This window comes from Pseudonocardia sp. (assembly GCF_025965585.1).
GTDB lineage: Bacteria > Actinomycetota > Actinomycetes > Mycobacteriales > Pseudonocardiaceae > Pseudonocardia.
The window spans coordinates 1-5,434 of the sequence record NZ_JAOPWR010000245.1 but is presented as its reverse complement, the minus strand read 5'-3'; the positions used below and the strand labels follow the sequence as shown (position 1 = coordinate 5,434).

5 protein-coding genes are annotated in these 5,434 nt (G+C 73.2%); 1 reads left to right on the top strand and 4 read right to left on the bottom strand.

Features of this window, described 5'->3' with window-relative positions; translation table 11 throughout:
* Window positions 1-376, bottom strand: a 376-nt coding sequence (locus tag JWR81_RS15765) for a DNA starvation/stationary phase protection protein (RefSeq protein WP_297652356.1), incomplete at its 3' end; no start/stop codon positions are given.
* A gap of 65 nt (window positions 377-441) precedes the next feature.
* On the opposite strand from JWR81_RS15765, the gene JWR81_RS15760 reads away from it, so the two are divergent.
* Complete coding sequence (locus tag JWR81_RS15760; RefSeq protein ID WP_297652353.1) at window positions 442-1,479, top strand: LLM class flavin-dependent oxidoreductase; 1,038 nt, start codon at window positions 442-444, stop codon at window positions 1,477-1,479.
* Between the two features lie 3 nt (window positions 1,480-1,482).
* Here JWR81_RS15760 and JWR81_RS15755 read toward each other — a convergent pair whose 3' ends face one another.
* The 3 genes from JWR81_RS15755 to JWR81_RS15745 form a co-directional block, all read right to left on the bottom strand.
* Window positions 1,483-2,535, bottom strand: coding sequence for an Atu2307/SP_0267 family LLM class monooxygenase (locus tag JWR81_RS15755; protein WP_297652350.1), 1,053 nt, complete (start codon window positions 2,533-2,535; stop codon window positions 1,483-1,485).
* A 75-nt stretch (window positions 2,536-2,610) separates the two neighbouring features.
* A complete protein-coding gene (gene fahA / locus JWR81_RS15750; RefSeq protein WP_297652347.1) occupies window positions 2,611-3,825 on the bottom strand; it encodes a fumarylacetoacetase in 1,215 nt (404 codons plus the stop codon).
* Window positions 3,822-5,018: a cupin domain-containing protein gene (locus tag JWR81_RS15745; protein ID WP_297652344.1), complete on the bottom strand. Its 1,197-nt coding sequence runs from the start codon at window positions 5,016-5,018 to the stop codon at window positions 3,822-3,824. The genes fahA and JWR81_RS15745 overlap by 4 nt, the downstream gene beginning before the upstream one ends.
* Window positions 5,019-5,434: the final 416 nt, after the last annotated feature.

The window sequence follows — 5,434 nt, the reverse complement described above, 5'->3', positions numbered from 1 at the left end:
GGTGGTCGCCGATGACGCCGGTGTAGACGATGTCGAGCGCACCGAGGTGCGCGATGGCGTCGGCGCGGCCCACCGAGTAGTCGTCCCAGGTGCGCTCCTTCACGAGCGTCCCGGGCGTGCCGGCGGGTGACCCGCCGAGGGTGGCGATGCGCTCGGCGACGTCGTCGACCATCGCGCGGACGCCTTCGACCTGCGGGTCGAGCATGGTGTGCACCGCGATGAAGTTCGGGCCCACCACGTTCCAGTGCACGTGCTTGAGCGTGAGGGCGAGATCGTTCAGGGCATGGAGGCGCTGCTGCAGGATGTCGATCACGACCCCCGCCTCCTTTGCCTCCATGCCGGGGACGGTGTAGCTGATGCTGCTCGGATCGGTCATGAGTGCGTGGTACCCGTCCCGGACGGCTCCGACACCTGCGGACCTGATCGTGCTGTGATGGCCGGATGGCCCTGCGCACCGGATTCCTGGCGTTCGTCGAGCACACCGGCGTCGACGCGCACACCGCCCGATCGGCCGGGCTGACGGACGGCTTCCGGCTCTTCGCCGCGGCCGAGGAGCTGGGCTACGACACCGGGTGGGTCCGCGTCCGGCACCTGGAGCCGTACCTGTCCGCGCCGCTGCCGTTCCTCGCCGCCGTCGGCCAGCGCACCGAACGGCTGCTGCTGGGCACCGGGGTCGTGCCGATCCGGTACGAGAACCCCGCCCGGCTGGCCGAGGAGGCCGCCACCACCGACCTGCTCACCGGCGGGCGGCTGCAGCTGGGGCTCTCGGCCGGCTACTCCTTCGCCGAGGGGTTGTTCGGGCCGGTCTTCGGGCGCACGGAGCTGCCCTTCGACGAGGAGGTCGAGCAGCGGCTGCGCCGGTTCCTCGACGCCGTGCGCGGCACCCCGCTCGGCGTGGCCGACGCGCGCCACCCGCACGCGGCCGAGGGCACCCCGCTGACCGCCCAGCCGCTGTCACCCACGCTCCCCGACCGCATCTCCTACGGCGCGGGCCGGCTGGCCACCGCGGCCCGCACCGGCTCGCTCGGCATCGGCCTGCAGCTCTCGACCCTCAACAGCGAGATCACCGAGCTGAGCTTCGAGGACTACCAGGCCCGCCAGATCGCGGCCTACCGCGAGGCGCGCCGGGCCGTGGACGGGGTCGACGGCAGCGTCACCATCGGGCGGATGATCCTGCCGATCCTGCGCCCGTCCGACCGCGAGGACTACGCCTTCCTCCTCGACCGCGACGCGCAGCGCCAGCGCGACAACGGCGCCCCCGGCGCTCCCCCGCTCCACTTCGGACGCGTGCACGCGGGCGACCCGGACGAGATCGTCGCTGCCCTCACCGCCGACGCCGCCCTGCAGGCCGCGGAGGAGCTCGTCGTCGTGCTCCCGTTCGACCACCGGCCCGAGGTGGCGCAGCGGATCGTCGAGACCGTGGCGCGCACGGTCCTCCCGGGGCTGCACGAGGCGCTGCGGGCCGCACCGGCGGCCTGAGCCTCACCCGGCCGCGGACGGATGGCCGGTGGCGGCCCGCACGATCGGCGCGACGCGGGTGCCCAGCAGCTCGATTCCGTGCAGCAGGTTCTCGTGGGCCAGCCGCACATTGGTCATCTGCAGCGAGATGCGGGAGACGCCGCCGAGGGACTCCGACACGGCCAGCATCTTCGTGGCGACAGTCTCCGGGTCGCCGATGATGTAGGCGCCGCTTGGCCCGCGGGTCGCGTCGTAGGCCGCGCGGCTGGGCGGCCGGCCGCCCCGCTCCCGCGCCATCTTCGTGAACATCTCGGCCCAGCCGGGGTAGAAGTCGTCGGCCGCGTGCTGGTCGGAGTCGCCGACGAAGCCGAAGCAGTGCAGCCCGACGCGCAGCTGCTCGGCGGGGTGGCCCGCCCGGCGTCCCGCCTCCCGGTAGGCGTCGACGAGCGGGCGGAAGCGGTGCGGCTGGCCACCGATGATCGCCACCATGAGTGGCAGCCCGAGCACCCCCGCGCGGATGAACGACTCCGGGGTCCCGCCCACACCCACCCAGATCGGCAGCGGGTCCTGCAGCGGACGGGGGTACACGGTCTGGGCGTCCAGGGCCGGGCGGTGGGTGCCGGACCAGGTGACGGCCGGCTCGTCGCGAATCTTCAGGAGGAGCCCCAGCTTCTCCTCGAACAGGGAGTCGTAGTCGCGCAGTGACAGCCCGAACAGCGGGAACGCCTCGGTGAACGAGCCGCGCCCGACCACCAGGTCCATCCGGCCCCGCGAGACGAGGTCGAGCGTCGCGAAGTCCTGGAACACCCGCACCGGGTCGTCGGCGCTCAGCACCTTCACGGCGCTGTTGAGCCGGATGTCGGAGGTCCGCGCGGCCGCGGCGGCCAGCAGCACCGCGGGTGCCGAGTCGTAGTACTCGCTGCGGTGGTGCTCGCCGATGCCGAAGGAGTCGAGCCCGACCTCGTCGGCGCGCGTCACCTCCTCCAGCAGGTGCGCCACCCGGTCCGCGGGGCTCACGACCTCGCCCGTGCCCGGGTCGGTGACGGCGGAGACGAAGCTGTCGATACCGATCTGCATGGGGCCCATCGTTCACGGCCCACCGGCGCGAGCCCCACGAGGAGCACGAGATGGCCGCCGCCATCGGAGCGCCGCTCATCCTCCAGCGGCCGGCCGGACCGTGCCGGTGACTTCCCCGAACCCGATCCGGGTGCCGGCGGGCCCGGGAGCGGTGGCCGTGAGGGTGACGGTGTCGCCGTCCTCGAGGAACGTGCGCGTGGTGCCGTCGGGCAGCGCGATCGGCTCGGTGCCGCCCCACGACAGCTCCAGCAGCGAGCCGCGCTGGTCGCGGTCCGGTCCGCTGACGGTGCCCGAGCCGTACATGTCGCCGGTGCCGGTGGGGGCGCCGTTCACGGTGGTGTGCGCGAGCATCTGGGCCGGCGTCCAGTACATCGTGGAGAACGGGGGCCGAGCGATCGTGTGGCCGTCGAGCCGGACCTCGAGCGCCAGGTCGAGGCCCCACGGCTCGGCGTCGCGCAGGTAGGGCAGCGGTTCCGGATCGCGCGCGGGCGGGTCGACGCGCGCCGCGTCCAGGGCGTCGAGCGGCACGACCCACGGCGAGACGGACGTGGCGAACGACTTGCCGAGGAACGGGCCCAGCGGCACGTACTCCCAGGCCTGCAGGTCGCGGGCCGACCAGTCATTGAGCAGGAACGCCCCGAACACGTGCTCGGCGAAGTCCGCCACGGCGATCGAGGAGCCCATCGGCGAGCCGACGCCGACGACGAAGCCCACCTCGGCCTCGATGTCGAGACGCACCGACGGCCCGAAGACCGGGGCCGGGTCGGCGGGGCCCTTGCGCTGCCCGCACGGCCGGACGACGTCCGTGCCCGAGACGACCACCGAGCGGGACCGCCCGTGGTAGCCGATGGGCAGGTGCTTCCAGTTCGGGGTCAGCGGGGCGGAGTCCGGCCGGAGGATGCGGCCGACGTTCGTGGCGTGCTGCTCGCTGGCGTAGAAGTCCACGTAGTCGCAGACCGTGAACGGCAGGTGCGGGGTGACGGCAGCACGGGGGTGCAGGTGCGGCCGCACCCGCCCCTCGAACGCCGGGTCGGTGAGCCACTCGGTGAGCGCGGTGCGCACCTGCCGCCACACCGGGCGTCCGGCGGCCAGCAGCGGGTCCAGCAGCGGCCCCGCGAGCAGGTGCGCGAACGGGGCGCCGACCGCGGAGGCCGCCGCCCCGGCGTCGAGGACGTGGTCGCCGACGGCCACCCCGACCCAGCACCGCCCGTCCCCGGTGTCGACCACGCCGTAGGGCAGGTTGTGCAGCCCGAAGAGGGTGTCTTCCGGCAGGTCCAACCAGCTCGTCACGAAGCGGGACCGCGGCCGGACCAGCTCCAGGCGTACCGGCCGTCGTCGGTCGCGCGGCCCCCCTCGCCGAGCTCCAGCGGACGGAACGTGTCCACCATGACCGCCAGCTCGTCGAAGGCCTCCGCCCCGATCGACCGCTCCACCGCCCCCGGCTGCGGGCCGTGGGAGTGCCCGCCCGGGTGCAGCGAGATCGAGCCCTGCCCGATGCCCGACCCCTTGCGCGCCTCGTAGTCCCCGCCGCAGTAGAACATCACCTCGTCGGAGTCCACATTGGAGTGGTAGTACGGTACGGGGATCGACAGAGGGTGGTAGTCCACCTTCCGCGGCACGAAGTTGCAGATCACGAAGTTCTGCCCCTCGAACACCTGGTGCACCGGCGGCGGCTGGTGCACCCGTCCTGTGATCGGCTCGAAGTCGGCCACGTTGAACGTGTACGGGTACAGGCAGCCGTCCCAGCCGACGACGTCGAACGGGTGCGTCGGGTACACGTACCGCGTGCCCGCCACGCCGCCCGGACCCCGGTGCTTCACCAGCACCTCCACGTCCGCCCCGTCCACGAGCAGCGGCTCGCCTGGCCCGTGCAGGTCCCGCTCGCAGTACGGCGCGTGCTCGAGCAGCTGCCCGTAGCGCGAGAGGTAGCGCATCGGCGGGGCGATGTGCGAGTTCGCCTCGATCGCGTACAGCCGCAGCGGCTCGCTCCCCGTCGGTACCCAGCGGTGCGTGGTCGACCGCGGCAGCAGCACGTAGTCGCCCTGCCGCGCGTCCAGCGCACCGAACACGGTCTCCACCACCGCGGTGCCCGACTCGACGTACACGCACTCGTCGCCCAGCGCGTTGCGGTAGAGCGGGCTCGCCTCGCCCGCCACCACGTAGGAGATCCGCACGTCGGCGTTGCCCAGCACCAGCCGGCGCCCGGTGACCGCGTCGAGGGCCTTCCAGCCGTCGCCGAACAGCTCGTGCGGCTTCAGGTGCCGCGGGATCAGCGGGGCGTTCGGGCTGGTGGTGGTGTCACCCGGCTCCCACACCGTCGCGTCCACGATGGCCGACGGCACCCCGCGGTGATAGAGCAGCGAGGAGTCCGACGAGAAGCCCTCCTCCCCCATCAGCTCCTCGGAGTAGAGGCCGCCGTCGGGGGCGCGGTGCTGTGTGTGCCGCTTCGGCGGGACGTCACCGGCTCGCCTGTAGTGGGCCATCGTCGGCTCCCTCAGCTGATCACAGGTTCGACCAGTGGGCACGATAGTCCCGGATCGCGCTCAGCGGGCCGCCGCGGCCGTGGGTCCGCCGGTCAACGGCGTCGAGTGCGCGGAAGAGCGCCACCCGGCACTCGACGGTGGACAGCTCCCCCGGCCGCAGCCCGATCCGCCGAACACCCGGGGTCGAACTTCCACGACCACCCACCCTCGACGGCCCGCAACGAGGTAGCGGTGATGTGCGCCTGGACGCCGGAGGCTGGCCCCGGCACCGCAGGGCCCCGCGCGATTCGGTCTACTGGGTGGTCAGTTCGTGGACCACCAGCGAGGAGCCCCCGTGGCCGCACCGGCCGAGCACACCACCGACGGCCTCACCAGGGCCTGGGCCGAGCGGCCCGAGCTCGGCGAGGGCCCCCCTG